At 75.5% G+C, this 24,516-nt stretch carries 24 protein-coding genes; 17 read left to right on the plus strand and 7 right to left on the minus strand.

The annotated features are described in order from the left end of the window. Nucleotides 1-106 precede the first annotated feature (106 nt). From ACZ7RU_RS34585 to ACZ7RU_RS34600, 4 genes are read left to right on the plus strand one after another with little or no spacing between them, the layout of a single operon-like run. Nucleotides 107-886, plus strand: coding sequence for a DUF2071 domain-containing protein (locus ACZ7RU_RS34585; protein WP_470344953.1), 780 nt, complete (start codon nucleotides 107-109; stop codon nucleotides 884-886). Next, complete coding sequence (locus ACZ7RU_RS34590) at nucleotides 883-1,740, plus strand: class I SAM-dependent methyltransferase (RefSeq protein WP_470344954.1); 858 nt, start codon at nucleotides 883-885, stop codon at nucleotides 1,738-1,740. The genes ACZ7RU_RS34585 and ACZ7RU_RS34590 overlap by 4 nt, the downstream gene beginning before the upstream one ends. Continuing rightward, complete coding sequence (locus ACZ7RU_RS34595) at nucleotides 1,737-2,159, plus strand: hypothetical protein (RefSeq protein WP_470344955.1); 423 nt, start codon at nucleotides 1,737-1,739, stop codon at nucleotides 2,157-2,159. Before ACZ7RU_RS34590 ends, ACZ7RU_RS34595 begins: the two co-directional genes overlap by 4 nt. A 48-nt stretch (nucleotides 2,160-2,207) precedes the next feature. Further along, the gene (locus ACZ7RU_RS34600) at nucleotides 2,208-2,714 is read left to right on the plus strand and encodes a hypothetical protein (RefSeq protein WP_470344956.1); all 507 of its coding nucleotides are present in this window, start codon (nucleotides 2,208-2,210) and stop codon (nucleotides 2,712-2,714) included. 20 nt (nucleotides 2,715-2,734) lie between these two features. Here the strand turns inward: ACZ7RU_RS34600 and ACZ7RU_RS34605 are convergent, their stop codons facing one another. Both ACZ7RU_RS34605 and ACZ7RU_RS34610 read right to left on the minus strand, forming a co-directional pair. Beyond that, on the minus strand, nucleotides 2,735-3,382 hold the full coding sequence (locus ACZ7RU_RS34605) for a response regulator (protein WP_470344957.1): 648 nt from the start codon (nucleotides 3,380-3,382) through the stop codon (nucleotides 2,735-2,737). Beyond that, complete coding sequence (locus ACZ7RU_RS34610) at nucleotides 3,367-4,587, minus strand: sensor histidine kinase (protein ID WP_470344958.1); 1,221 nt, start codon at nucleotides 4,585-4,587, stop codon at nucleotides 3,367-3,369. The genes ACZ7RU_RS34605 and ACZ7RU_RS34610 overlap by 16 nt, the downstream gene beginning before the upstream one ends. Before the next feature lie 160 nt (nucleotides 4,588-4,747). Here ACZ7RU_RS34610 and ACZ7RU_RS34615 point away from each other — a divergent pair, with 160 nt between their 5' ends. Further along, nucleotides 4,748-5,527, plus strand: coding sequence for an ABC transporter ATP-binding protein (locus tag ACZ7RU_RS34615; RefSeq protein ID WP_470345011.1), 780 nt, complete (start codon nucleotides 4,748-4,750; stop codon nucleotides 5,525-5,527). After that, complete coding sequence (locus tag ACZ7RU_RS34620) at nucleotides 5,527-7,902, plus strand: FtsX-like permease family protein (RefSeq protein ID WP_470344959.1); 2,376 nt, start codon at nucleotides 5,527-5,529, stop codon at nucleotides 7,900-7,902. Before ACZ7RU_RS34615 ends, ACZ7RU_RS34620 begins: the two co-directional genes overlap by 1 nt. Nucleotides 7,903-7,920: 18 nt before the next feature. Here ACZ7RU_RS34620 and ACZ7RU_RS34625 read toward each other — a convergent pair whose 3' ends face one another. After that, nucleotides 7,921-8,694 (minus strand): alpha/beta hydrolase, encoded by a 774-nt coding sequence (locus tag ACZ7RU_RS34625; protein WP_470344960.1) that lies wholly within the window; start codon nucleotides 8,692-8,694, stop codon nucleotides 7,921-7,923. A 200-nt stretch (nucleotides 8,695-8,894) separates the two neighbouring features. Between ACZ7RU_RS34625 and ACZ7RU_RS34630 the strand changes: the two genes are divergently transcribed. Continuing rightward, complete coding sequence (locus tag ACZ7RU_RS34630) at nucleotides 8,895-9,701, plus strand: mechanosensitive ion channel family protein (protein WP_470344961.1); 807 nt, start codon at nucleotides 8,895-8,897, stop codon at nucleotides 9,699-9,701. 4 nt (nucleotides 9,702-9,705) lie between these two features. Here the strand turns inward: ACZ7RU_RS34630 and ACZ7RU_RS34635 are convergent, their stop codons facing one another. After that, nucleotides 9,706-10,059, minus strand: a complete 354-nt coding sequence (locus ACZ7RU_RS34635) for a DUF6401 family natural product biosynthesis protein (protein WP_470344962.1) — start codon at nucleotides 10,057-10,059, stop codon at nucleotides 9,706-9,708. A gap of 217 nt (nucleotides 10,060-10,276) precedes the next feature. Between ACZ7RU_RS34635 and ACZ7RU_RS34640 the strand changes: the two genes are divergently transcribed. From ACZ7RU_RS34640 to ACZ7RU_RS34655, 4 genes are all read left to right on the plus strand, one after another. Then, on the plus strand, nucleotides 10,277-10,945 hold the full coding sequence (locus ACZ7RU_RS34640) for an AAA family ATPase (protein WP_470344963.1): 669 nt from the start codon (nucleotides 10,277-10,279) through the stop codon (nucleotides 10,943-10,945). A 94-nt stretch (nucleotides 10,946-11,039) separates the two neighbouring features. Next, nucleotides 11,040-12,029 (plus strand): zinc metalloprotease, encoded by a 990-nt coding sequence (locus ACZ7RU_RS34645; protein WP_470344964.1) that lies wholly within the window; start codon nucleotides 11,040-11,042, stop codon nucleotides 12,027-12,029. A gap of 186 nt (nucleotides 12,030-12,215) precedes the next feature. Beyond that, nucleotides 12,216-12,677: a universal stress protein gene (locus ACZ7RU_RS34650; RefSeq protein WP_470344965.1), complete on the plus strand. Its 462-nt coding sequence runs from the start codon at nucleotides 12,216-12,218 to the stop codon at nucleotides 12,675-12,677. A 52-nt stretch (nucleotides 12,678-12,729) separates the two neighbouring features. Continuing rightward, entirely contained in the window at nucleotides 12,730-13,578 is an 849-nt protein-coding gene (locus ACZ7RU_RS34655; protein WP_470344966.1) for a DNA-formamidopyrimidine glycosylase family protein, read from the plus strand. Here ACZ7RU_RS34655 and ACZ7RU_RS34660 read toward each other — a convergent pair. Both ACZ7RU_RS34660 and ACZ7RU_RS34665 read right to left on the minus strand, forming a co-directional pair. Then, nucleotides 13,526-14,161, minus strand: a complete 636-nt coding sequence (locus ACZ7RU_RS34660) for a nucleoside/nucleotide kinase family protein (RefSeq protein WP_470344967.1) — start codon at nucleotides 14,159-14,161, stop codon at nucleotides 13,526-13,528. The two genes, ACZ7RU_RS34655 and ACZ7RU_RS34660, sit on opposite strands and share 53 nt — an antisense overlap. A gap of 86 nt (nucleotides 14,162-14,247) precedes the next feature. Then, nucleotides 14,248-15,543, minus strand: coding sequence for an outer membrane protein assembly factor BamB family protein (locus tag ACZ7RU_RS34665; protein WP_470344968.1), 1,296 nt, complete (start codon nucleotides 15,541-15,543; stop codon nucleotides 14,248-14,250). A gap of 179 nt (nucleotides 15,544-15,722) precedes the next feature. On the opposite strand from ACZ7RU_RS34665, the gene ACZ7RU_RS34670 reads away from it, so the two are divergent. After that, complete coding sequence (locus ACZ7RU_RS34670) at nucleotides 15,723-16,289, plus strand: Uma2 family endonuclease (protein ID WP_470344969.1); 567 nt, start codon at nucleotides 15,723-15,725, stop codon at nucleotides 16,287-16,289. 8 nt (nucleotides 16,290-16,297) lie between these two features. Here the strand turns inward: ACZ7RU_RS34670 and ACZ7RU_RS34675 are convergent, their stop codons facing one another. Beyond that, complete coding sequence (locus ACZ7RU_RS34675; RefSeq protein ID WP_470344970.1) at nucleotides 16,298-16,630, minus strand: DUF4326 domain-containing protein; 333 nt, start codon at nucleotides 16,628-16,630, stop codon at nucleotides 16,298-16,300. A gap of 135 nt (nucleotides 16,631-16,765) precedes the next feature. On the opposite strand from ACZ7RU_RS34675, the gene ACZ7RU_RS34680 reads away from it, so the two are divergent. The 5 genes from ACZ7RU_RS34680 (at nucleotide 16,766) to ACZ7RU_RS34700 (ending at nucleotide 24,442) form a co-directional block, all read left to right on the plus strand. Continuing rightward, a complete protein-coding gene (locus tag ACZ7RU_RS34680; RefSeq protein WP_470344971.1) occupies nucleotides 16,766-19,294 on the plus strand; it encodes a SpoIIE family protein phosphatase in 2,529 nt (842 codons plus the stop codon). Between the two features lie 133 nt (nucleotides 19,295-19,427). Beyond that, the gene (locus tag ACZ7RU_RS34685) at nucleotides 19,428-21,095 is read left to right on the plus strand and encodes a sensor histidine kinase (protein WP_470344972.1); all 1,668 of its coding nucleotides are present in this window, start codon (nucleotides 19,428-19,430) and stop codon (nucleotides 21,093-21,095) included. A gap of 170 nt (nucleotides 21,096-21,265) precedes the next feature. Then, nucleotides 21,266-21,937: a response regulator transcription factor gene (locus ACZ7RU_RS34690; RefSeq protein ID WP_470345012.1), complete on the plus strand. Its 672-nt coding sequence runs from the start codon at nucleotides 21,266-21,268 to the stop codon at nucleotides 21,935-21,937. Between the two features lie 553 nt (nucleotides 21,938-22,490). Then, a complete protein-coding gene (locus ACZ7RU_RS34695; RefSeq protein ID WP_470344973.1) occupies nucleotides 22,491-23,234 on the plus strand; it encodes a transglycosylase family protein in 744 nt (247 codons plus the stop codon). Between the two features lie 434 nt (nucleotides 23,235-23,668). Beyond that, complete coding sequence (locus tag ACZ7RU_RS34700; RefSeq protein WP_470344974.1) at nucleotides 23,669-24,442, plus strand: SDR family NAD(P)-dependent oxidoreductase; 774 nt, start codon at nucleotides 23,669-23,671, stop codon at nucleotides 24,440-24,442. The last annotated feature ends 74 nt before the right edge of the window (nucleotides 24,443-24,516 follow it).

The raw sequence follows: 24,516 nt of genomic DNA on the forward strand, positions 1-24,516 counted from the left end.
CCGCGGCCTGCGGCGAAGGGCGCCCGTGCTCCTCCGCAACGCCTCGAGCCCCGCAACCCCCGCACCCCGCAACCCCCCAACCCCGTACCGGACCACGGAGTCGACCGTGCGACACCTGCTGCAACGCCACCCCTTCGCGATGCGCACCCACTTCGCGCACTCGCTCGTCCTCACCTACGCCGTGCCGCCGCACCTGCTCACCCCGCTGGTACCGCCGGGCCTCGCCCTCGACACCTACACCGACCCCGACGGCACCGAGCACGGCTTCGTCGCCGCCGCCGTCGTGGACGCCCGGGCGCTGCGGCCGGCCGCGCTGCCCGCCCGCCTCGGCCGGGACTTCGTCCTGACCGGCTACCGGGTCTTCACCCGCTTCCCGACCCCCGGCGGCCGCACCATGCGCGGCCTGCGCATCCTGCGCTCCGACACCGACAGCCGGATGATGGCGCTCGGCGGCAACGCCTTCTCCCGCTACCACTACCGGCATGCCCGGATCGGCACCCGGCTGGTCGACGACACCCTGGAGTTCAAGGTGGTCAGCGGCGACGGCCGCGCCGACCTGCACGTGCGCGCCGACCTCGGCAGCGCCCCCGCCGCCCTGCCGCCGGGCAGCCCGTTCGCGGACGCCCGGGCCGCGCGCCGCTTCGCCGGGCCGCTGCCGTACACCTTCGAGTACGAGCCGCAGACCCGCTCGATGATCGTGGTCAGAGCCACCCGCGCCCACTGGGACCCGGCCCCGGTGGCCGTCGAGGTGCCCCGGCTCACCTTCTTCGACCAGGGTCCGCTGGCCGGCAGCCGGCCGGTGCTCGCCAACGCCTTCCACGTCGCCGGCCTCGACTACGGCTGGCACGCCGGAGAGCGCCGCACCCTCACCGGAGCCGCCCGATGACCAGCACCCCCGTCCCGTCCGGGCCCCACCCGCCCAGCGCTCGTCCTTCCGCCGGCTGCGCGGCCGTCCTCTGCCCGTCCACGGCCGGGCTCGCCGGCCCCCGTCCGTCCGGCGTGCTCGAAGTCGTCCGCTACAACTGGCCGATGTACGCGGCCGGCGCGTTCACCGTCGCCGCCGGCCGGGTGCTGGGCCGCCGACTGCCCGGCCCCGCCGCCGCGCTCGCCCGGACCGCCGCCGCCACCGCCGCCGGGTACCTCGCCCTCAGCACCCTCGCCACCTGGTGCGTCTACGACCGCTCCGAGCTCCACCGCTACGACTGGCTGCCCGAGTTGCTGCCCGACGGCCCCGGCGACCACCTGGTGGTCAGCACCGGCCTGGACGAGGCCAGCCGCCCGCTCGCCGCCCACCACCCCGAGGCCCGAGGGCGGCTCGCCGACCTGTACGACCCGGCGCTGACCGCGAGCGGCTCGATCCGCCGCGCCCGCCGTCACGTCCCGCCAACCCCCGGCGGCATCCCGGCCCGCCCGGACGCGCTGCCCGCCGCGACGGGCGCCCTGGACACCGTGGTCGCCGTCTTCGCCGCCCACGAGCTGCGCCGGCCCGCCGACCGCACCGCCCTGTTCGCCGAGGCCGCCCGCACCCTGCGCCCCGGTGGCACCCTGCTGCTGGTCGAGCACCTGCGGGACGCCGCCAACACCGCCGTCTACGGCCCCGGCGCCTGGCACTTCCTGACCCGCGGCACCTGGCTGCGGCACGCCGCCGAGGCGGGCCTGCACCGGGCCGCCGAACGCCGGATCGCCGGCCTGGTCACCGCCTTCGCGTTCCGGAAGCCGACCCGGGCCGACGCGTCATGACCGGACTGCTCACCCTCGAAGGCCAGTTGCGGCTGGTCGGCGCCGCGCTGCTGACCCTCGGCCTGGTCCACGCGGTACTGCCCCGCGCCATCGGCTGGCCCGCCGACCTGTCCGGCACCACCCTGCTGACCCGCCAGGTCTCCTACGCCCACCTCTTCTTCATCGGCCTCGCCTGCGTCCTGCTCGGCCTGCTCCCGCTCCTCCTGGCCCCCGAGCTGCTCGCCGGCGGCCGGCTCGGCACCGCCCTGCTGGCCGGCCAGACCCTCTTCTGGGGCCTGCGCTGGCTCTTCGAGTTCGCCTACTTCTCGCCCCGGCTGTGGCGCGGCGACCGCCTGCGCACCGCCGCCCACCTCGGCCTGTCCGTGCTGTGGACCTGGGTGGCGACGGTCTTCGCCGCCGCCCTCTGGCACACGGTCTAGGATCAGTCACGACCTCAGGAGCCCACACACCCCCTCAAGGATCATGCGGTGACCGTTGCTTTTCCCCGTGCTCGCGCCGTGCGGTCGGCCCTGTCGGCCGGCGCCGTCCTGCTGGCGGCCACCTCCTGCTCCGGTTCGGCCGAGGCCCCGCTGACCGGCGCCCAGGCCAAGCAGCAGACCGACAAGTACTTCAGCGAGACGTTCCTGGCCTTCCCGAAGCCGATCTCGCCGGTGGTCGAGCGGGACGGGGAGGAGAAGTGCTTCAAGAAGGACGCCCCCTCGGAGCCGGACGGCCGGGTCAAGGCCGTGACCTACCGCTTCCTGCGGGACATCCCGGCCGACCACCACGACACGATCTTCGACGCCTTCCGCGGCCACCTCGTCGTCGCCGGGTTCAAGGTCACCGACAGCAGGCCCGGCGTGATCGTCCTCACGAACCCGGACAACGGCTTCAAGGCCTCCATCTCGGACGGCGACAACTGGCCCGCCACGCTGGTCGCCGGATTCGAGTCCCCCTGCGTCTGGCCCGGGGGCACCAAGCCGCCCACCGGGTGAGCCGGCCGGCCCCGCCGCTCTCATGCCCCCAGGTAGCGCAGCACCGCCAGGACCCGCCGGTGGCCGTCCACGTCCATCGGCAGGTCCAGCTTGGCGAAGATGTTGCCGATGTGCTTGTTCACCGCCGCGTCGCTGATGAAGAGTTCCGCCGCGAGCGTGGCGTTGGAGCGCCCCTGGGCCATCAGCGCCAGCACCTCGCGCTCGCGGGCGCTGAGCCGCTCCAGCGGGTCGTGCCGAAGCCGCACCAGCTGCTGGACCACCTCCGGGTCCACCACCGTCCCGCCGCCGGCCACCCGTTCCAGGCCGGCCATGAAGTCGGCGACCGCGCCCACCCGCTCCTTCAGCAGGTAGCCGACCGAGCGACCGCCGTCGGAGTCCAACAGCCGCATCGCGTAGGACTGTTCGACGTACTGGCTGAGCACCACCACCGGCAGCCCCGGGTACTCCCGGCGCAGCTCGACGGCCGCCCGCAGGCCGTCGTCGCGGTTGTCCGGGGGCATCCGGACGTCCGTGACCACGAGGTCCGGCCGCTCCGCGCGCACGGCGGCGACCAGGGCGTCCGCGTCCCCGACGGCGGCCAGGGTCTGGTGTCCGAAACGGTGCAGCAGGCCGACCAGCCCCTCCCGGAGCAGGACGGCGTCCTCGGCGACGATCACCCGAAGTGGCACGGTATCTCCACGTGGAGCAGGGTCGGACCGCCGACCGGGCTGGACACCCGCATCCGGCCGTCGACGGCGGTGAGACGGTCGGCGAGCCCGGTCAGCCCGCTGCCGAGCGCCGGGTCCGCGCCGCCGCGGCCGTCGTCGGCGATCTCCAGGACGAGCAGGTCCGCGTGGTAGCGGCCGGAGACCCGGGCGCGGTCGGCGCCGCTGTGGCGGGCGATGTTGGTCATCGCCTCGCTGATCAGGTAGTAGACACCGGTCTCCAGCTGCCGGGGCAGCCGGCCGGGCAGGTCCAGGTCGACGGTGACCGGGATCGGGAACCGGCTGGCCTGCTCCCGGACGGCCGCGGCCAGCCCGTGGTCGGCCAGTACCGGCGGGTTGAGGCCGCGCACGATCCGGCGCAACTCCTCGTGCGCGGCGCTGAGTTGCTCCTGCGCCCGGGCCAGCTGCGGACCCAGCGGCGAGCCCGGCGGCACGTCCAGGTGCATCAACCCGAGCGTCATCCCCAGCGAGACCAGCCGCTGCTGCGCGCCGTCGTGCAGGTCCCGCTCGATCCGCTGCCGCTCGGCGTCGAAGGCGTCCACCAGCCGCGCCCGGGAGGCCTTCACCTCCCGCAGCTCCGCGCCCAGCTCCGCGTCGCGCGGGGCGAGCAGGGTCCGGGCGAGGGCCGCCCGGGCGCCCGCCCAGGAGGTCACCGTGTACGGGGAGGCCAGCAGCACGAAGGCCCCGAAGACCGACCACGGCCAGGTGGAGCCGTCGACCGACGAGAAGCAGAGCGCCGGCACCCCGAAGGAGAAGGACAGCACCAGCAGGTCCAGCCACCACAGCGCGGCCGCCGAGACCAACGCGAAGCCCAGTTCGCGCCAGGTCGCCGGCTCGGTCAGCCGGGTGGCCGCCCAGGAGCGCAGCCCCGGAGCGTCCGGCGCCCGGTGCGGGTCCTCGGCCGGGTCCAGGTCCACCAGCCGCAGCCGGCGCCGCTCGACGGCGGCGACCGCCACCGCCGACAGCACCACTCCGACCAGCGGCGCCACCCCCACCAGCAGCACCAGCAGCACCGCGCCCGCCACCAGCCCGGTGGCCAGCACGGCCAGCGCCGCGGCCCCCACCAGCACCCCGCTCGCCAGGTACGCCAGTGAGCGCCACGGCCACGCGGACGTGAGGAAGCTCAACGGCCGTTGGGCCATCGCCTGCCATGCCGTTCTCGGACGCATGCGACGAACGATAGTGCGGCGGGGCGCCGGGCGGGGTAGTGCAGGCACTACCTTGCCGGTAGTGCCCGGATCAGTGCCCCCGGCCTGCGGCTTCGCTGGAATGGCCGGCATGACGAACCATCGGGAACCCGCGGCGGACGGCGCCGCCGCACAGCACGACATGGCGGAACGGCACGACGTGGTGGAACACCGCGGCGTGGTGGAACTGCACGACCTCCGCAAGGTGCACGGCACCGGCGAAGGGGCCGTGACCGCGCTCGACGGGGTGACGCTCGGCTTCCCCCGCGGCACCCTGACCGCGATCATGGGGCCCTCCGGCTCCGGGAAGTCCACCCTGCTCCAGTGCGCCGCCGGCCTGGACCGGCCCACCGGGGGCCGGGTGCTGCTGGCCGGCCTCGACCTCGGCGCCCAGAGCGAGCGCCGGCGCACCGAACTGCGGCGCCGACGGATCGGCTTCGTGTTCCAGGCGTACAACCTGGTCGAGTCGCTGACCGCCGCCCAGAACGTCGAGCTGCCCTCCCGCTTCGCCGGCCGCGGGGACGGCGGGCCGGTCGGCCGCGCGGAGGTGACCGCCGCGCTGGGCGCCGTCGGACTGGCCGACCGCGCCGGGCACCGGCCCAGCCGGCTCTCCGGCGGCCAGCAGCAGCGCGTCGCCCTGGCCCGGGCCCTGGTCACCCGCCCCGACGTGCTCTTCGCCGACGAGCCCACCGGCGCGCTGGACACCCGCACCTCGGGCCAAGTCCTGCGGCTGCTGAGGCGGTTGGTGGACGAGCAGGCGCAGACCACGGTCATGGTCACCCACGACCCGACGGCCGCCGCCGTCGCCGACACCGTGGTCTTCCTCCAGGACGGCCGGGTCGCCGACCGGCTGGACCTGGACGGCGACACCGCCCGCTCCGCCGCCGCCGTCGCGGCCCGCATGGCCCGGCTGGAGGCGTGATGCTGATCCTCGCCAACATCCGTGAGCGCTGGGCCGGGTACCTCTCCTGCTGGCTCGCCGTACTGGTCGGCGTCGCCCTGATCACCGCGACCCTGACGATCCACGAGTCCGCCCGGCCCGCCGTCCAGCCCCGCCTCGCCGCCGCCCCCGCGCTGGTACTGCCGCCGCAGGCCACCGACCGCGGCGGCAGCCCGAAGGACCGCGTGCCGTGGAGCCCCGCCGAGGCGCAGTCCCTGACCGAGCGGCTGCGCGCGGTGCCCGGCGCGGCCGCCGTCGTGGTGGACCGCGTCTTCTACGCCCAGGCCGTCCGCGACGGCCGGCCGCTCCCCGACGACGGTGCGGCCGAGGCCGGCCACGGCTGGTCCTCGGCCCGGCTGGCCCCGTACCGGCTGCTCACCGGCCGGGCCCCCGACACCGCCGACGAGGTGGTGGTCGACCAGGCCCTCGGCGTCCCGGCCGGAGCCCGGCTGACCGTCAACCTGACCGCCGGACGCAGCGAGTTCACCGTCGTCGGCACCGTGGACGGCCCGGGCTACTACCTCAGCGACGCCGCGGCCGCCCAGCGCGACCCCGGTGTCCGGACGATCGCGCTGCTCCCCACCCCCGACACCACGCCCGCCCGCCTGGCCGCGGCGGCCCGTACGGCCGTCGGGGACGGGGCGACCGTGGTCACCGGCGACGGCCGCGCCGCGCTCCAGCCACGCCACGTCGAGCACCGGCGCTTCCTCGGCACCCAGCTGATCGCCGCGCTGGCCGCCCTCGGCCTGTTCACCACCGGCTTCGTGGTCGCCTCGGTGCTCGTCCTCGCCACCGGCCTGCGGCGCCGCGAACTCGGCCTGCTGCGCACCCTCGGCGCCACCCCGGGCCAACTGCGTCGGATGGTCCTCGGCGAGGCCGCGGTGGTCGGCCTGCTGGGTTCGGCGGCCGGCTGCCTGGCCGGCCTCGCCGCCGCCCCACTGCTGCGGGACGCCCTGCTGCGCCTGGACGTCGCCCCGCCGGGGCTCGCCGTCCGGGTGACGGCCTGGCCGCTGCTCACCGCCGCCGCGGTCGGCGTCGGCGTCAGCGTGCTGGGTGCCTGGGCGGCGAGCCGCACGGCCGTCCGGGTCGCACCGCTGGAGGCGCTGCACGAGGACCGCGCGGGGGAGCGGAGGCCGAGCCGCGCCCGGCTGGGCGCCGGACTGGCCGTGCTCGGCCTCGGTGCCGGCTGCGCGGTCCTCACCGCCACCTCCGCCGCGGACCGCCGGGTGGGCCTGGCGATCACCGCCACCATGGTGCTGATCACGGCCGCCGCTCTGCTCGCCCCGGTCCTGGTCGGCCCGGTGGGCCGGGCGGTGACCGCACCGCTGCGGCGGCTCGGCACGGCCGGACCACTGCTGCTGCGGGCCGGACTGACGGCCGGCGCGGGCCGCGCCGCCGCCACGGCGGCCCCGGTGATCGCGGCCGTCGGGTTCGCGGTGCTGCTCAGCGGTGCGGTGGAGACGATGCGGGTGGCCTACCCGGCCGGCCAGGCGCTGCGGCTCTCCGGCCAGGCGATCGTCACCAACGACGGCACCCCGGGCCTCACCGACGAGGCGGTCGCCGCCCACCCGGTCGGCAGGGCCGCCCTGCCGACCCGCGCCTTCGTCCACCGCTCCGACGGGACGACCGCCGTGATCGACGCCCTCGGCTCCCGCGACCCCGCCTGGGACCGGCCCGGCGAGGCGGTGCTGGGAGAGTCGATGGCGACGTGGCTGGGCGTGACGGCCGGGCAGCAGTACCCGGTCCGCTTCGCCGACGGGGCCACCGTCCCGCTGCGCGTCGCCAAGATCTTGCCGGACGACCCCGCCCGCGGCGACTTCGTCCTCGCCCGGAGCCTGGTCCGCACCCACGACCCGGCCGCCCTGAGCGACGACGTCTTCGTCCCGGCGGGCACCGAGGCCGTCGCCGTGGTCCCCGGCACGGCCGTCCACGACGCCGTCCGCTACGCCCTGGACGACTACGACACCGACGCCCGGCTGACCGACAGCCTCGCCGCGATGCTGATCGCCGTCGCCGTCGGCTACAGCTCGATCGCCACCGCCAACAGCACCGCGCTGTCCGCCCACGGCCGCCGCCGCGACCTCGCCGTCCTGCGTTCCACCGGCGGCACCGTCCGCCAACTGGTCCTGCTCGCCGCCGCCGAGGCGGCCCTGGTGACCGCTGTCGCCACCCTGCTGGGCCTGCTGGCCACCCTGCCACCGCTGGCCGGCCTCGCCTCCGGCCTCTCCCAGAGCACCGGAGCCCCGGTCACCCTCCACCTGAACCCGGCCGCCCTGGCCGCCGTGACCTGCGCCTGCCTGCTGTTGGCGAGTGCGACGAGTGCGGTGGTGACGTGGCGCTCGCTGCGCCGGCCGTGAGGCGGGGACCGGCCGGGTTCAGCCGTGACGCGCTTCCGCCGGGAGGGCAGGGGTGCGGCGGGGCTGGGGCGGGAGGGGGAGGGTGAGCGCCTCGGGGGAGGCGGCCGGGAGGGCGAGCGCGGAGGCGGTCTCGGCGGGCAGGGGGCGGAGGCCGAGGAGGGCCGTGGTGAGGCGGGTGGTGGCGCGGTGCCAGTCGGGGATCCGCTGGAGCATCGCGTGGCCGCTGCCGGTGACGGTGTAGCCGCAGACCCGGGCGCCGGCCGCGCGGCTGCGGGCGGCGAAGGCGCGGGTCTCGGCGGGCGGGGTGACGGTGTCGCGATCCCCGTGCAGCATCAGCACGTCCCGTCCGGCGAGCTGGTCGCACGGGTCGTCGGCCGGGCACCACGGTGCGAGGGCGACCAGGCCGGTGACGGACGGGTGCCCGCCGGCCCGGAGCGCGGCGCGCCCGCCCATCGAGTGGCCGACCAGCACGGTCGGCACCGGCCCGAGCAGCGCGGCCAGTTCGTCGAGCGCGGCGGTCGCGTCCCGAGCGGCGTCGGCCCGTTCGCCGTTCCATCCGCGGTGCCGGTAGCGGACGGTCCCGACGGCCACCCCGGCGTCCGCGGTCGCCCTGGTGAGTCCGCGCAGGAAGCCGTGCATCCGCAGCAGCGGGAGGTTGAGCCGGCCGGGCCGGGCGAGGTTGTGTTCCTCGCCGCCGTGCAGCACCAGGACGGCGGCCCGCGCCGCCTCCGGCCGGACCTGCCAGTGCAGCGCCCGGTGGTCCACCGCGCGCTCCGCCGCCGTACCGCTCACTGCCGCACCGTCCCGTCCGTCCCGCCCGTGGCCCGTCCCCCCTGGATCGTCACTGTACGCGCGCGGACGACCGGACCGTTCACCCGAGGGGACCATCCCGGACACCGGGCGCGCGCGGCCGGAGCGGGCGCCTGCTATCCACGAAGGGTGGGGGGCCGGAAGCGCCGCTCGTGGCGCCGTGTCACCGAGTGGAGGACTCCGTGGCTCAGCAGCTCGCACTGTCCGTCGACTTCGGGTCGGGTTTCACCGACGCCTGGTCGAAGGTCGCCAAGGTCATTCCGCAGTTCATCGCCTTCCTGGCGATCCTGGTCATCGGCTGGTTCGTGGCCAAGGCGATCGCCAAGATCCTCGACCGGGTGCTGCGCCGGGTCGGCTCGGAGCGGGTCGCGGCGCGCTCCGGCGTGGCCGGCTACCTGGCCGGCTCCAAGTACGACATGACCGGCATCATCTGCAAGGTCGTCTACTACATCGTCCTGCTGATGGCGCTGCAGCTGGCGTTCGGCGTCTTCGGCCCGAACCCGATCAGCACGATGATCCACAGCATCGTGGCCTGGCTGCCGCGCGCCATCGTCGCCCTGGTGATCGTGGTGGTCGCGATGGCGATCGCCAACGCGGTGCGCGACATCGTCGGCAACGCGCTGTCCGGCGCCTCGTACGGCCGGACGGTCGCCACCCTGGTCTGGGCGTTCATCGTCGGCCTCGGCGTGATCGCCGCGCTGGGCCAGGCCGGGATCGCCACCGCGATCACCGGGCCGGTGCTGATCGCCGCGCTCGCCACCGTCACCGGTGTGCTGGTGGTCGGTGTCGGCGGCGGCCTGATCATGCCGATGCGCCAGCGCTGGGAGCGGTGGCTGGACAGCGCCGAGCGGGAGACCGCCCGGCTGCGCGGCAGCTCCTACCAGGCCGGGCGCTCCGACGCGCTGTCCAACCAGCCGGTCCGGCCGACCACCCAGACCGGCCCGGGCACCCCGCCCGCGCCGGGCATCGACCCCGGCGACATCAGGTGAGGTCTCAGACCTCCAGCAGGCCCTGCTCGCGCACCAGCCAGCAGATGGCGGTGAGCCGGATCACGGCGTAGTCGTAGCCGACCGGCTCCCGCCAGCCGATCTCGGCGAGCGCGTCCAGGAAGCCCAGCGCGTAGTCCGACAACTCCTCACGGTCCAGGGGCCGGGGCGCGAGCTCCGGCCCCTGCGCGTACAGCAGCTCCCGCAGCATCGCGGCGTGCTGGTCGACCGCCGCGACGAAGCCGGGCTCGAAGGCGAACTCGGCCAGCCGGGGCGTGAAGGCCGTCACGATGCCGGGCAGCGGGCAGCCGGCCGGCTCGTCGGGGGAGCGCCGGAAGGAATCGTCGGAGGTGGCGAACATCCGTCCACGTTAGGCGAGCCCCGGCGCGGGAACGGGCGCCCGTGACGGTTCCGTGCTGAGACCTTGGCCACCCCGGCGACGCGCCCGGGACGTTCCGTGTTCCGGCGGATCCGCTCCGCCGACCACCGGGTGGTCCGTACCCGCCCCGACCTCCGCCCTTTACTCGCCCTTGGGAATGCGACATGCTCCTCGGAGGGGAACGGCGGGGGGAGACCGGGTGAGCGGGACGAGAACGGTGCGGACGGCGGCGGTGCCGACGGTGCCGCCGCCGCGTGCCGCCGGGGAGCGGGTCGTCCTGCCCGTGCCGCACGACCCGCCCGTACGGCACGAACTGCGCGGGCCCGGGCCGACGGTCCTGCGCTACCCGGCCGGGGACCTGCTGGTCGTCACCGGTCTGCCCGGCAGCGGCAAGAGCACCCTGATGCGCCGCTGCGTCCGCGCCCCGCTGATCGACTCCCAGCTGGTCCGCGAGGAGTACGAGGCCCGGCTGCCCGGCCGGCTGCCGTACGCGCTCTACCGCCCGCTGGCCCGGCTCGCCCACTACCGTCGGCTGCGCCGGGCGGTGCTGGACGGCGGGCCGCTCGCGGTGCACGACTGCGGCACCCAGCCCTGGGTGCGGGCCTGGCTGGTCCGGGCCGCCGCCCGGCAGGGCCGCCGGGTGCACCTGCTGCTGCTCGACGCCGACCCGGCCGAGGCGCTGGACGGGCAGCGGCGGCGCCGGCGCGTCGTCTCGCGCTACGCCTTCGCCCGGCACCGGGCCGCGGTCGCCCGGCTGCGCCACCGGGTCCTGGAGGCCGGACTGCTGCCGGCCGGCTGTGCGTCGGCCGTGGTACTCGACCGGGCCGCCGCGCGCGCCCTGCGGGAGATCGACTTCACGGCGTCGTAGTCTCGGCGAGTCCGCGCCGGGCGCCGGCGGGTCCGGCCGGAGCAGGCCCGGAGCGCGGCCGAGACTCCGTCAACTCCCCCCGTCAGGAGCGCTGATGCGCCGTACTGCCCGGGTGCGCTCGCGTGCCCCCCGCCTGTTCCCCTGCGCCGCCGCGCTGGTCGCCACGGCCGGTCTGAGCCAGTTCGCCGCCCCGGCTGCCCCCGCCCCGCAGCGCGCCGCCGCCGCTCCGCCCGTCGCCCCGGCGGTCGGGTGCGCGGACGACGGCGCCGGTGCCGCCGCCCGGCTGCCGGCCGGCAGCCGGGCGAAGCGGGACCCGAACGAGGTCAGCGCCGCGCAGGCCCGGGCGATGCAGGCCGACCTCGACCGGCGGCTCGCCGAACTGGGCACCGGCCGGGTCCGGGCCGGCACCACCGTCACCGTCCCGGTCTTCTTCCACGTGATCCACGACGGCGACGCCGGACGGCTGGACCAGGCCGCCGTGTCCGGCCAGATCGACCACCTCAACGAGAGCTACGGCGGCCAGGGCGAGGGCAACGTCGGGAGCCCGTTCCACTTCGAGCTGGCCGGCACCGACTGGAGCGACAACGCCTCCTGGTACACCGGCATGACCCCGGGCTCGGCGGCCGAGCGGGAGATGAAGACCGCCCTGCGCAAGGGCGACCAGGGCACCCTCAACCTCTACACCGCGCAGCTCGGCGAGTCCCTGCTCGGCTGGTCGACCTTCCCGAACGCGTACCGGACGAACCCGACCGACGACGGCGTGGTGGTGCTCGACGCCTCGCTGCCGGGCGGCGCCGCCACCCACTACGACGAGGGCGACACCGCGACCCACGAGATCGGCCACTGGCTCGGCCTCTTCCACACCTTCCAGGGCGGCTGCCGGGCCCCGGGCGACTACGTGGACGACACCCCGGCCGAGCGCAGCGCCGCCTCCGGCTGCCCCGAGGGCCGCGACACCTGCACCGGCCCGGGGCCCGACCCGATCCACAACTTCATGGACTACAGCTACGACGCCTGCATGACCCGGTTCACCGCCGGGCAGGTCAGGCGGATGGCCAACGCCTGGTCCGCCTACCGGAGTTGAGCGGCGGACCGGCCCAGCGGAACACCAGGGGGAGCGGCGGCCGGACCTCCTCCGGCCGGTAGCCGCCGACCGCGCCGGAATCGAACGCCGGAGGCCGCTTCCGGCGTGGCAGGGACCGGCCGTTTGTCCGATTTGATCTATGTTCGGAGGGTCGGGACCGATCAGAGCAACCGAAGGAGCAAGGGCATGAGTGCCAATCCCCGGATCGTCGTCGGCGTGGACGGCTCGCCCGCCTCGGAGCAGGCGCTGCGCTGGGCGATCGACTACGCGCAGGCCGTCGGCGGGACGGTCCACGCGATCGCCGCCTGGGAGTACCCGGCCTTCTACGGCTGGGCCGGGCAGGGCGTGCCGACCGTCGAGACCTTCAACCCCGAGGAACTCGCCGGGAAGACCCTCGGCGACACCATCGCCAAGGTGGCCGGCGACGGCGCCGGCGTGCGGATCACCGAGAGCGTGATGCCCGGCAACGCCGCCCAGGCCCTGCTGGAGGCCGCCAAGGGCGCCGCGCTGCTCGTCGTCGGCAGCCGCGGTCTGGGCGGCTTCTCCGGGGTGCTGCTCGGTTCGGTCAGCCGCCACCTCACCGAGCACGCGCCCTGCCCGGTGGTCGTGGTGCGCGAGGCGCACGGCGCCGCGCAGCAGTCGGAGTAGTGCGGAGGGGGCCGCCGCCCCCACGGGCCGCCGCGCGGACCAGAATGGAGACATGCCAGAAGGTGACTCCGTCTACCGCGTCGCGGCCCGCCTGCACGAGGCCCTCGCCGGACAGCCGCTGACCAGCGCCGACCTGCGGGTGCCCGCGCACGCCACCGCCGACCTCACCGGCCGCCGGGTGCTGGAGGTGGCCCCGCGCGGCAAGCACCTGCTCGCCCGCTTCGAAGGCGGCCTCACCCTGCACACCCACCTCCGGATGGACGGCCGCTGGGAGGTCTACCGCCCGGGCGAGCGGTGGACCGGTGGCCCCGACTGGCAGATCCGCGCCGTCCTCGGCACCGACCGGGGCACCGCCGTCGGCTACCGGCTGCCCGTCGTCGAACTGCTGCGCACCACGGACGAGCAGCGGATCGTCGGCCACCTCGGCCCCGACCTGCTCGGCCCCGACTGGGACCCGGTCGAGGCCGTGCGCCGGCTCCTCGCCCGCCCGGGCCGCCCGGTCGTCGAGGCCCTGCTCGACCAGCGCAACCTCGCCGGGATCGGCAACGTCTACGCCAACGAACTGTGCTTCGTGGCGGGCGTCACCCCGTGGACCGAGGTCGGCGAACTCCCGCACCCCGAGCGGCTGGTGGAACGCGCCCGGCAGATGCTGGAGGCCAACAAGCTGCGCCCCGGCCACATCACCACCGGCGACACCCGGCCCGGCTACCAGCACTGGGTCTACGGCCGGGCCGGACGGCCGTGCCCGCGCTGCGTCACCCCGGTGGCCGCCGGACGCCAGGGCTCGCCGCCGCGCGACCGGGTGGTGTTCTGGTGCCCGTACTGCCAGCGCGGGCCGGCCCCGGAGGTCAGGGCCGCTCGACCAGCGCGGGGTGGCGCGGGTCGTCCACCCGGACGGTGACGTCGGCGGCCCCGGTGGGCTCGGTCTCCGCCTCGTAGCGGGCGAAGGCGGGCAGCGTCCACTGCTGGTCGGCCGGGGTGCGGCGGGCCAGCGCGGCCGGGCTGAGCGCCAGGTGGACGGTCAGCTCCAGCGGCAGCCAGCGGCCGAGCAGCAGCGCGCCGTCCAGCAACAGCACGCCGCCGGGCGGGAGTTCGGTGTACGGGGCGCGGGTCGAACGGTCGGTGACCGGGTCGCGCAGGGAGGGCAGAACCCGGCCGCTGCCGCCCGGCTCCAGCGGGTCGAGCACCTCGCGGGCCAGGGCGCCGTCGTCCAGCCAGAGGTCGTGGAAGGCGTCCGCGTCCCGGTGGCCGTACTCCAGCCGGATCGAGGCCGGGCGCAGGAAGCCGGAGGCCGAGACCCGCAGCGCCGGGTGGCCGCGCAGCCGCAGCGGCTCCACCAGGGCGTCGGCGAGCGCCTCGGGGCGGGCGGCCGCCGCGCCGTCCACGGCCACCCGCAGGCGCCGGGCGCGGGCCTCGGGCAGGGCGGCGATGCGGTCGGCGAGCAGCTCGGCCAGGTTGTCGGGGGAGATCGGGCGTACCTGCATCGGGCCATCCTTCCGTTCCATGCCGTCCTTCCGTGTCGGGCCGTCCTGCCGTTCCGTGCCGTCCTGCCGCTTCGTCGGGGGCGCGCTCAGTTCAGCGGGAGGGCGTGCAGGACGTCGTCGTGGCCCGCGTAGAGGCGGCCGCCATCGGAGGCGAGGGTCCAGACGTCCTTGCCGGGGCCGGAGTCGTGGAAGGTCCAGCCGAGTTCGCCGGTCGAGGTGTGGATCGCGCCGACCCCGCCGACCGCCGTACCGGGGACGAACAGGGTCCTGTCGCCGGTCAGCGGACGGCTGCGGCGGTCCAGCGGGAACGGCAGCCGGCAGGACCAGAGCACGGCGCCGGAGGACGAGTCGTGGCAGGTGACGACGCCCTGGTCCCACGGGATGTACACCTGGGGGCCGTCCGGGACGGGCGCCAGCGCCCGCCGGGAATCGCCCCGGGCGGGGGAGTGCGTCCAGGCCGGCTCGCCGGTGGCGCGCAGCGCCCGTACGCCGCCGTTGCCGTCGGGGACGAGGAAGCCGCCCACGTCGCTGACGCACCAGCGCAGGTCCTCCTCACCGGGGGCGGTCCACAGCTCGCGGCCGGTGGCGGCGTCCCGGACCACCAGCTCGGCGCGGCCGCCGAGGAAGCGGACACAGGCGAGCAGGCTGCCGCCGCTGTGGGTGGCGGGGGTGACGGGCTGTTCCTCCTGCTCGGTGCGGACGGACCAGAGCAGGGAACGGTCGGTGACCCGCAGTGCGAAGACCCGGTTGTCCGCCGGGGTGCCGTCGGCCCGCGGGCGGCCCCAGGAGTAGCCGTAGAGGACGCCGGGGTCATGGCGGTCGTAACCGGAGAGCCGGGTCTGCCCCTGGAGCTCGTCGGGCAGCGGCAGGCTCCAGTCGGCGGCGGGGTCGGTGAAGTGGCGGGCCTCGACGTGGCCCTGGAACGTGGTGAAGAGGTGGTCGGGTCCCAGCACCAGCTTGCCGAGCGTGTCGAGGTCGCTGGGCCAGTTGCGGGAGGTCGGCGGGTCGAAGACCAGTAGCCGGCCCGGGGTGCCCTTGGCGGGGTCGAGGACCTGCAGACCGTTCCTGGAGAGGTAGAGGGGTCGCCTCGGCGGGTCGGTGAGCCGCTCCGGCGTCATCGCCTCCGGGCCGCGGTACGTCCAGAGCGGCGCCGGCCCGGACAGCGCGGTCGGAGTGGGCCTGGTCGGTTCCGGCGCGGGGAGGGCGCCGCCGCCACCCGAACGGCCGAACGCCCAGGCGGCTCCGCCCGCCGCGAGCGCCCCGGCCCCGACCAGCAGCCGCCGCCGGCTCGGCCGCAGCCGCTCCCCGCCGCCCGAGACCACGTCCTCGCCGGCCTCTCCTCCGCCCGTTTCCCCGTCCCACTGCCACGACGACTCGCGCACGGCCTCCCCGGACGACGGCGACTGCATACGGCTCTCGATTCCCCACCGGCGGCCCCACGCCACCACCCGCCCGGAGAATATCGAACGGTTCCCGAACCGTCCGAAACCCCCGCAACGCCCGTACTAGGCTGTGTGGCACACAGCACGACACCCGCCCAGCAGCCCAGGGGAGGTACGCCGTGACGGCCGAGATGACCGCACCCGAGTGGATGCACCGGCAGATCACCAGCGAGCAGTACGACTCCTGGACCGACGAGCAGTGCGCGGGCATCGAGGTCGTCGACGGGATGGTGGTCGTGTCCCCGAGCGCTCCCAAGCGGCACAAGCGGCTCGCCCGGTTCCTGGCGAACGCCCTGGACGTGGCGGGCGGCGTCGAATGGAACGCCGACACCGACTTCGACGTCCGGTTGCAGGACGTGCCGCTGAACAACCGCCGGCCGGACGTGGTGGTCTACCGCGCGGACACGATCGACGAGTCGCCGACCAGGCCCGACAACGTCGTGCTGCTGGTCGAGGTGGTCTCGCCGGGGTCGGAGACCACCGACCGGGTGGTCAAGCTCGACCAGTACGCGAAGGCGCGCATCCCGTTCTACTGGCGGGTCGAGCAGGCCGCCGGCCGGGTGCCGATCGTCCACACCTACGTGCTGGACGCGGCCGAGGACGCGTACCGGGCGGGGGAGCTGTTCACCGGGCTGGTCAGGGCCGTGGTGCCGTACCCGGTGGAGGTGGACCTCTCCGGGCTCTGACTACGGTGTCAGTGCCCGCCCGGCGGGTGGTCGGCCAGGTCGGCGAGGACGTCGGCGTGGCAGGGGAGCGGGGCGCACCAGCAGCCGAGGCGGTGGCCGCGCAGGGGCGGCACGAGGGCCAGCAGCTCGGGGTGGGCGAGCAGGTGGGCGCGGTACTCGACCAGCATCTCCTCCCGGGTGAGGTCCGGTCCCGGGCGGTACGGGCAGTGCAGCGGGGACTCGGCGAGGTGCCAGCCGCCGCGGTGCATGGCGCGGCCGACGTAGACGACGTCCTGGTACCCGGGGTCGTCGCGGTGGCCCTTGAGGTTGACCACGGTGGTGCGGCGGGATTCGCTCGGCATGCCGTCCATGCTGGTGCACGCCCCGCCCCGGGGCAGCTCGGGGCGTGTCCCGCGGACCTCCGCCGGGCCCGGTGAGGCCCGGGGCCGGTGCGGGCTCGCCTTGACACGGTTGCGGGCCGGGCGTAGCAAAAGAGCATGCGCCATCCGCACGCGACCGGTGGGGCCCCTGGTGCGCGGCCCGGTCCGGACCGGCCGCAGGAGCCCGGAGCCGGCGCGGAGGCGGACCGGCCGGTCCCGCGGTCCGTCCAGGACACCGCCGGGCAGGCGGACCACCGGCGGGACGAGCTGTTCGCCGAGGCGGTGCGCCAGGTGCTCGGGACCACCGGGGCGTACGGCGCGCTGGTGTACCTGCCCTCGCGGGACCGCCGGTCGCTGGTGCTGCGCACGGTCGCGGGCGTGCCGCTGGCGGTGATCAACCCGTTCCGGCGGGTGCCCGCCGCCGGGCGGCTGCCGGTCGCGGTCTGCTTCCGGACCGGGCACGTGATCACCCTGACCGACACCGAGGACACCATGCGGCGCTTCCCGCAGCTCGCGGTGGGCATGCCGTACGACTTCGCCTCCGCCTGCGTGCCGGTGGCGCACGGCGGCGAGCGGTTCGGGGTGCTGAGCGGGCTGTGGCCCGCCTCGGACGAGGGGGTGCCGGAGCCGGCCGTCCGGCAGCTGGCCGAGCTGGCCGACCGACTGGGCGGCGAACTGGCCGGGTTGGCGGAGCCCGCGCAGTCGGTGGAGCCGGGCGGCGAGGTGGCCGTGGTGGAGCTGCCGCCGCCGGCGGTGCCGACCACCCGGGTCGGGCTGTTCGACTGGGACGTGGCCACCGGGGCGCTCGCCGCCGACGAGCGGTTCCGGGAGATCTTCGGCTTCGGGCCGGGAGAGTTCGACGGGACGGTGGCCGCGCTGAACAGCCGGGTCGCCCCCGGCGACCTGCCGGAGTTCCGGGCCGCCGCCCGCATCGCGCTGGATCGCGGCGAGGTGCTGGCCGCCCGGGTCCGGGTGCTCGGACCGGACGGCGAGCCGTACCCGGTGGAACTGTGGGCCCGGGTGCCCGTGGCGATCTCCGACGGCCGGACCCACCTGGTCGGCGCGGTGCTGGACGTACGGGCCCTCACCGCCGCCGCGGCCGCCGTCGAGCGGCTGCACGAGGGCGTGTTCTCGCTCGACCCGGACGGCCGGATCCGATACGCCAACCGCGCCGTCGAGCCGCTGCTCGGGGCCCGCCGCGAGGACCTGCTCGGCCACCACCCCTGGGACGTGCTGCCCTGGCTCGCCGACCCCTTCTACGAGAACCGCTACCGCGCCACCCTGCTCTCCCAGCGGCCCACCGCCTTCCTGGCCGCCCGCCCGCCGGACGGCTGGCTCGCCTTCTCCCTCTACCCGGACGCCCACGGCGTCACCGGCCGGGTGGTCGCGGCCGATGCGCCGCCGGGCGCCGCCGAGCCGCCCGCCGTCCCGCCGTCCGCCGCCCCCACCCGGGTGGGCGGCACCCACCACGTGCTCCAGCTGGCCAGCGCACTCACCGAGGCCGTCACCGTGCGGGACGTCTGCCGGGCGGTGGCCGAGGAACTCCTGCCGGCCTTCGGCGGCCAGGAGCTCGCCATCTACGCCGTGCGCGAGCAGCGCCTGCACCTGCTGTCCCAGAGCGGTTACCCGGACGGTTTCCTGGACGCCTTCGAGGACACCCCGATCGACGCCCGGGTGCCCGGCGCGGAGACGCTCGGCACCGGCACCCCGATCTTCTTCGAGTCGGTGCGCGAACTCGCCGCCTCCTACCCCGGCCTGGCCCTGGACGAGATGGGCGCCTGGGCCTTCCTGCCGCTGATCGCCTCCGGCCGGCCGGTCGGCAGCTGCATCATCGGCTTCGACCTGCCGCGCCCCTTCACCGTGGAGGACCGCGGTCTGCTCACCGCGCTCGGCGGCTTCATCGCCCAGGCCCTGGAGCGCGCCCGGCTGTACGACGCCGAGTTCACGCTCGCCCGCGGCCTGCAACAGGCGCTGCTGCCGCACCGGCTGCCCGAGGTGCCGGGCATCCGGATCACCGCCCGCTACCTGCCCGGCACCCAGGGCATGGAGATCGGCGGCGACTGGTACGACGCGATCGTCACCGGCGGGGACGTCACCCTGGTGATCGGCGACGTCGAGGGCCACAGCGTGGGCGCGGCCGCCACGATGGGGCAGCTGCGCAGCGCCGTGCGCGCCTTCGCCACTGGCGGCGACCCGCCCGACGAGGTGCTCGCCCGCACCAACCGGCTGCTGCTCGACCTCGACCCCGGGCTGCTCGCCAGCTGCTGTCTGGTCCGGCTGACCCCGGCCCTCGGCCTGGCCCGGTTCGCCCGGGCCGGCCACCTCCCGCCGGTGCTGCGCCACCCCGGCGGCCGGGCCGAGGCGCTGGACATCCCGGGCGGGCCGCTGCTCGGGGTGGACGAGCGGGCCGACTACCCGGTCAGCGATCTGCGGCTGGGTCACGGAGCGGTGCTCGCCCTCTACACCGACGGGCTGGTGGAGGACCCGGCGGTGGCGATCGACCAGGGCGTGGACCGGCTACGGGCCGCCCTGGCCCGGGCCCCGGAGGGGGAGGGACTGGAGCAGGCGGCCGATCGGCTGCTGCGCGAGGTCGGCTCGACCCGACGGGTGGACGACGTGGCGCTGCTGCTCACGGCCTTCGGCTGAGCGGCCGCCGGGGCGAGCCGCTGGGCGGGCTCACCGGGCGGACCCGGGCGGCCGGACCAGGCGACTTTCGTCGGCACCGGGCGGCGACGAAGGAGGACGGCGGGTGCCCCGGCCGGACCGATAGCCTCGACGGGTGGAAGCGATCGCGCGGGCCTGGAAGACAGTGGTACGGACGGCGCTGCCGGGGCCCTGGCGGCCCCGGCGGGTGGTCGGCGAGGCGGTGCTCGCCCTGCTGATGGGCGGATTCGCCGCACTGCTGGAACTGCTCTCCGACAGCGGTCTGGCGGTGTCCTTCGGCCTCGCCGTCGCGGTGCTGTGGGTGCTGCGCAAGGGGCTGCCGGCCACGGTGCTGCTCGCCGCCGCGGCCCTCGCCGGCTGGGCGGTCGGGCCGATGCCGCTGCTGGTCTGCGCGGGATGGACGGCCGGGGCGCGGATCCGCCGGGTCTGGTCGCTGGTCGGCGCCTTCGCCGGGGGCTGGCTGCTGTTCACCGCCACGGGCGTACTGAAGGACTCCACCTCGCTCTCGCCGAAGCTCGTCCTGCCGCTGTCGCTCGGCTTCTTCCTGGTGTCCGCCGTGCTGCCCGCGCTCTACGGCCGCTATCGGGCGCAGCGCCGCGCCCTGCTGGACGCGCTGCGCGAGCGCAACGAGCAGCTGCTGCGCGAGCGGGTCATGGTGGTGCACCAGGCACGGCTGCGCGAGCGGCACCGGATCGCCCAGGACATGCACGACAGTCTGGGCCACCAACTGGCGCTGATCTCGGTGCACTCGGGCGCGCTGGAGGTGGACCGGACGCTCACCGACCGGCAGCGCGAGGCGGTCGGGGTGCTGCGGCAGGCGGCGGTCGCGGCGATGCGCGAGCTGCGCGAGGTGGTCGGGGTGCTGCACGACGAGTCGACGGCGGTGCCGCCCACTCCCGGGCCGGCCGCCGCCGGGCCGCCGGCCCGGGGCGGGGTGGACGGGGTCGGGGAACTGGTGGAGTCCTCCCGGGCGGCCGGGACGGAGATCGAGCTCACCGTGGAGGGCGAGCGGCGTCCGCTGTCGGCCTCCGTCGACCACGCGGCCTACCGGATCGTGCAGGAGGCGCTCACCAACGCGCACAAGCACGCCCCCGGCGCGCCGATCGGCGTCGCGCTGCGGTACGAGCCGGACGCGCTGGTCGTGGAGGTGACCAACACCCGTGCGCCGGAGCTCGTGGGGGCACGGGTCGGCGCGGGCGCCGCGGTCAGCGGCGGTCAGGGGCTGACCGGCCTGCGGGAGCGCGCCCGGCTGGTCGGCGGCATGGTGCACGCCGGTCCCACGCCGGAGCAGGGCTTCCGGCTGGCGGCCGTCCTCCCGTACGAAGGGGCGGAGCAGGACGCGGCGGCGGCGACGGGCGGGGCCGAGGACTGGATGGTGGACGGCCTGCCGCCGGTCGAGGAGGCGGAGGGCCGGCGGCGCAGCCCGGCGATGGGCTGCGCCCTCGGGGTGGTCGTGGTCGCGCTGATCGTGCTCGGCCTGCTGGTCTGGGGCGTGGTCGCCTTCGTCAAGGGCACCAACGACGCGACCGTGCAGAAGCCGATGTACGACCAGATCCGGGTCGGCACCGCGGAGTCCGAGCTGATGCAGACGCTGCCGCGCGGCAACGACTTCTTCACCGACTCCTATAAGGGGACGGGTCCCGAGGTGCCGGCGGGCGCGCACTGCCGCTGGTTCGTCCTGAGCGGTGCGCCCGGCGCCGGCTGGAACGAGGAGCACGTGGCGCGATTCTGCTTCCGGGACGGGGCGTTGGTGGAGAAGCAGGAGTACGTCGCCCGGGTCTGAGTGCTCCCGTGCGCGGGCGGGTGCTCCAGCCGGGCGGTCCGGTCCGGTTTCGGATCGGACCGGTTTCGGATCCGGGTGGGGTGGTCCGGATCGGGGTGGTTCGGAGCGGCCCCGCCGGGATGTGAGGATGGTGCCGCAGCCGAAGCACCGTTCGAGGGGGAATGACCAGCGTGATCCGAGTCCTCGTCGCCGACGACGAGCCGCTGATCCGGGCCGGGATCAGGATGATCCTCGGCTCCGCCGACGACATCGAGGTGGTCGCCGAGGCCGCCGACGGGCGGGAGGCGCTGGAGCTCGCGCGGGCGCACCGGGTGGACGTGGTGCTGCTGGACATTCAGATGCCGGTGATGGACGGGCTGACGGCGCTCGCGGAGCTGGCGAAGGTCGCCCCCGGCGCGCGGGCGTTGATCCTCACCACCTTCGGGGAGCGCGAGAACGTCCTGCGCGCCGTGACCGAGGGCGGGGCCGGCTTCCTGCTCAAGGACACCGCGCCGAACGAGCTGATCCAGGCCGTCCGGGCGGCCGCGGGCGGCAACGCCTTCCTCTCCCCGGCCGCCACCCGGCACATCGTCGACTCGCTGGCCTCCGGGCGCAGCGCCTCGCTGGCGGCCCGCGCGGTGGCGGCGCGGCGTCGGCTGGAGGTGCTCACCCCGCGCGAGCTGGAGGTGTTGGCGCTGCTCGGGGAGGGTCTGTCGAACGCCGACGCGGGGGCGCGGATCCACATGAGCGAGGCGACGGTGAAGACCTACGTCAGCCGGATCCTGGCCAAGCTGGGCTGCGAGAACCGGGTCCAGGCGGCGCTGCTGGCGCGGGACGCGGAGCTCGACGGGCGCCACGGATAGTCACTTCGCGGTATCGGTGCGTAGTGGTCGTGACGGATCCCACTCGGGGGCGGTGCGGAACCGGGAACTCCGGGTGCGGTGGTGACGGTCCGTCAGCGGACGATTCCTCAGTGTGGGTGGCGTGTGGGCTTTCTCGGAGGGATAGATGTGAGCGAGGGCACGGAATTCGACCATTTGATCTTGTAAATTCGGTCAGAAGTGGTCAAATCGGGCACCTTTTCTTGATCTTTACCGCCGGTAACAGTCAACTGACCTGCGGCGTCCAAGAATTGCTTGCTGCGTCCGGGTGATGCCCCCTAGCTTCGTTGGCGGCGCAACGAGCGCCACCCGGGTTCACCCCGACGCACTGCCCGCCGCCTGACCAGCGGCGCGAGGGCGGTGCCCGCCGACCAGGCCGGCTCGAACAGGCCGTCGGCGTGCGGAGGTGACCGGGGCGGCACGGCACGTCCGACACGTGTCCGGCCGCCCGTCGAGTGAGGTGAGCGAAAAACTGCCGGCCCATGTCCCGGGCCTGGTTCCGCATGCCCACCCGGGACTTGTCGAGAGGACCTGTATGAATTCCCGTCACGAGACCGCCGCTGCCACCGACACCACCGCCACCGCCAAGCGCCGCCGCGTTCGGATGGCGGTCGTCGCGGGCGCCGCCGTCGCGGCCCTGCCGGTGGCCGGCCTCGTCACGGCCACCTCGGCCTCCGCCGCTACCGCCTCGACCTGGGACGCCGTCGCCCAGTGCGAGAGCGGCGGGAACTGGAGCATCAGCACCGGCAACGGCTTCCACGGCGGACTGCAGTTCACCCCGTCCACCTGGGCCGCGTACGGCGGGACCGCCTACGCAGCCCAGGCCAGCAAGGCGACCAGGGCGCAGCAGATCGCCGTCGCGGAGAAGGTCCTCGCCTCGCAGGGCCCGGGCGCCTGGCCCGTCTGCTCGCAGAAGGCGGGCCTGGGCAGGGGCGGCGCCCCGGCCGCCGTCGACACCTCGGACGATGCGCCGGCCAAGCCGGCCAAGCCGAGCACGAAGGCGGCGAAGCCCGCGGCCAAGCCCGCTGCCGCGCCCGCCGCCAAGCCGGCGGCCAAGCCGCAGGCGCCCAAGGGGCAGCCCTCGGCCAAGCCTGCGCAGTCCGCGCCGGTCGCGCCGAAGAACACCGCGGCGGGTGGCTACACCGTCAGGAGCGGTGACACCCTGAGCGGCATCGCGGCCAAGTTCGGCACCGACACGGACAGCCTCTACCGGAACAACGTGCGCACCATCGGCGGCGACCCGGACCTGATCTTCCCGGGCCAGACGCTGGCCGTCTGACGGCTGACGCCTGACGGAGCCTTCGAGCCGGCCGAGCGGCCACCCTGGACGGGGGTGGCCGCTCGGCCGGCTCCGTCGCGTCAGCGGGCCGTTCACGGGCCGTCGTTGGGCCGTTCCAGGGCTGTTCCGCTGTGGCTCCCCGCGCGGGGGCGCCTGTTCGCCGTGCCGGCTCCCGCCGGCGGGAGTCGCCAGGAATCGGCGGCTCTCGTGCGGGACGGCGGACGGAAGGTCGCGCCGCCCTCCGGTCGCGCCGGAGCCGACCCGGCGGCCGGCGGTCGGGTCGTACGACCGGTGGCCGGTGTGCACGCCGGGGCGCGGGGTGCGTCGAGGTTTTGTTGAACATTGAACGCAACGTCCGAATACCGCCGGAGGTTTGAAGCGCCTCGCACCAGGATCGAGTCATGTCCGAGATCGGAACGAGGAGTTCTGGAGAGATGACCATGAACGGTGCGGCAGTGCGCGACGGTGGCAACGGCCTCGACGGCAAGGTGGCCCTGGTGACCGGCGGCAGCCGGGGGATCGGGGCGGCGGTCGCCCTGCGGCTGGCGGAGGACGGCGCCGACGTGGTGCTGACCTACCAGGGCGGTGCGGAGCGGGCCGAGGAGGTCGCCGCGAAGATCACCGCGATGGGGCGGACCGGCTGGGCCGTACGGGCGGACAGCGCCGACCCGCAGGCGGTGCAGGGCGTCGTCGAGGCCGTCGTCGAACGGTTCGGAAGGCTGGACGTCCTGGTGAACAACGCGGGCGTCGGCGTCCTCGGCCCGATCGGCGACCTCACGCTGGAGGACGTCGACCGGACGCTGGAGGTCAACGTCCGGGCGCCCTTCCTGTACGCCCGGGCGGCCTCCGCCCACCTGGCCGACGGCGGCCGGATCGTCACCGTCGGCAGCTGCATCGCCCAGCGCGTCGCCTTCCCCGGCGCCACGCTGTACGCGACCAGCAAGGCCGCGCTGATCGGCCTGACCAAGGCGCTGGCCCGGGAGCTCGGGCCGCGCGGGATCACCGCCAACCTGGTCCACCCCGGGCCGATCGACACCGACATGAACCCGGCCGACGGCCCCTCGGCGGAGTTCCAGAGCGGGCTCACCGCGCTCGGCCGCTACGGCACCGGCGCGGAGGTCGCCGCCGCCGTCGCCTACCTGGTGGGCGGGGACGGCCGGTACGTCAGCGGCGCCGAGCTGGCGGTGGACGGCGGCTTCGCCGCCTGACGCCCGGGGGTCCGCACGGTGTCGTGCCGGGCGGTGGTCGGCGCCCGCGCTTACGATCACCCGGCACGACACCG

This window comes from Kitasatospora sp. NPDC114501, assembly GCF_055633695.1.